We start from the raw sequence: 1,283 nt of genomic DNA on the forward strand, positions 1-1,283 counted from the left end.
CGTGAGCTTGTTCCGCTTTGACGGACACCATCGGTGTGGTGGTCAGGCTGCGAGTGCGGTCTCGTATTCGGCGGGACTGCGATAGCCAAGGCTGCTGTGCAGACGGTGCAAGTTGTACCAGCCTTCGACGAAATCGAAGATCGCGGTGCGGACAGCGGCCCGGCTGGGCCAGGCGACGGTGCCGAGCAGCTCGCGCTTGATGGTGGCGAAGAATGACTCGGCGAGCGCGTTGTCCCAGCACTGACCGGTCCGACCGACGGACAGACGGACCCCGAACTCCCTTGCCAGGGTGGCGAATTGCTGGCTGGTGTACTGACAGCCGCGATCGGAGTGGAAGATCACCGGACGGGTGGGGCGACGCCGGCGGCAGGCGTCCGTCAGGGCGTCGGCGACCAGTTCGGTCCGCAGGTGATCGGCCGTCGCCCAGCCGACCACCCGGCGGGAGGCGATGTCGATGACCGTGGCCAGGTAGAGCCAGCCCTCCTCGGTCGGGATATAGGTGATGTCACCGCACCAGCGAGTGTTCAAGGCCGTGACATCAGGCCGGAAGTTCCGGTCAACGAGGTCGGGCCTGACGGCAGCGCGTGGATCGGGGATCGTTGTCGGGTGCCGACGCCTGCGGTGTCGGCCCTGCAGGCCGGCGGCTCGCATCAGCCGGGCGACGCGGCGGCGACCGCACCCGGAGCCCTCCCGCTTGAGTACGGCATGCACGCGCGGGGCGCCGTAGGTGCCACGGGAGCGTTCGTGCACGGCCGTGATCAGTTCGGTCAGCTCGGTGTCACGGACCGCCCGCGGACCGGGTCTGCCGGTGCGGCGGGCATAGAAGGCGGTCCGGGAGACCTTCAGCAGCTCACACGCTCGCTTCACGCTGTGACCTGCACGCTTCTCCGCCTCGATGAACGGGTGCACCGTCACCGGGTCTCCTTCGCGAAGAAACCCGTCGCACGCTTGAGGACCTCGACGTCCTCGCGCAGCCGGCGGTTCTCCCGCCGCAGCGCGGCCAGCTCCTCGCGCTCGCTGCTGGTCAGGCCGTCGCGCTCGCCCGCGTCGACCTCGGCCTGGCTGACCCACAGCCGCACCGCGGTCTCGGTCAGATCGAAGTCCTTGGCGATCTGGCCGACCGAGCGGTCACCACGCCGGCACAGCTCGACGATCTCGGCCTTGAACTCCGGCGTGAACGAACGGCGAGGCCGAGGCTTCTTCTTCCCCATGCTCTCCATGATGGACATCCTCCCGGGGCAGAACCCCTGATCTCGAATGTCCGTCAAAGCGAATCAAGCCCA

Annotated in this window: 2 protein-coding genes; both read right to left on the minus strand. The window is 68.0% G+C overall.

Going from position 1 to position 1,283, the window contains the following annotated elements:
* Positions 1–42 precede the first annotated feature (42 nt).
* Positions 43–915 carry an IS3 family transposase gene (locus ACTT8P_RS38285; RefSeq protein WP_037724812.1) on the minus strand — a complete coding sequence of 291 codons (873 nt, stop codon included), beginning with the start codon at positions 913–915 and terminating at the stop codon, positions 43–45.
* Entirely contained in the window at positions 912–1,220 is a 309-nt protein-coding gene (locus ACTT8P_RS38290; RefSeq protein WP_442836400.1) for a transposase, read from the minus strand. Before ACTT8P_RS38290 ends, ACTT8P_RS38285 begins: the two co-directional genes overlap by 4 nt.
* Positions 1,221–1,283 lie beyond the last annotated feature (63 nt).

The sequence above is a fragment of the Streptomyces sp. JW3 genome (genome assembly GCF_052216785.1).
Classification (GTDB): Bacteria; Actinomycetota; Actinomycetes; order Streptomycetales; family Streptomycetaceae; genus Streptomyces.

What these genes read in the sequence shown, in the direction of transcription:
- ACTT8P_RS38290 (WP_442836400.1), bottom strand. Translation starts at nt 1,220, where the DNA reads ATGGAGAGCATGGGGAAGAAGAAGCCTCGGCCTCGCCGTTCGTTCACG.